The following is a 319-nucleotide window of genomic DNA, read 5'->3' as shown; positions in this document are numbered from 1 at the left end:
GCATTCGAAGCTGCCTGCTTGAGCGCCTGAGCCGCTCTGTTGATTATCTTGGGGCCACCTCCTGATAGCTGGCGGCCCCCCGAAATTCGGGTTGGGGGCGCTAGACCCAGCCAGGAGCAAAAATGCTGTGAGGACGGAAATCGCGAAAGATCAGCACCTATCTCACCGGCCAGAACCAACGCGGTATCCACTCCAATCGTGGGTATGGCCGTTAAATCCACACCCAGGACCCGCCACAGCGCCTGATGCAAGGTTGCTTGATCAGCTGTGTTTCGATGGGGGCTTCGCAGTACTTTGCGAGGCTCTTTTGGCTTTTCTT

The 319-nt window shown here is 57.1% G+C and carries 1 protein-coding gene; it reads right to left on the bottom strand.

Annotation, left to right across the window (positions count from 1 at the left end; genetic code table 11):
• On the bottom strand, positions 1-319 hold a 319-nt coding region (locus F3J45_RS29720), incomplete at both ends, for a transposase (protein ID WP_167070883.1).

Origin of the sequence: Pantoea sp. Ap-967, from assembly GCF_011752565.1 — a bacterium.
GTDB lineage: Bacteria > Pseudomonadota > Gammaproteobacteria > Pseudomonadales > Pseudomonadaceae > Aquipseudomonas.
Note: the sequence above shows the minus strand (reverse complement) of the source record. Positions and strands in the feature narration are given on the sequence as shown.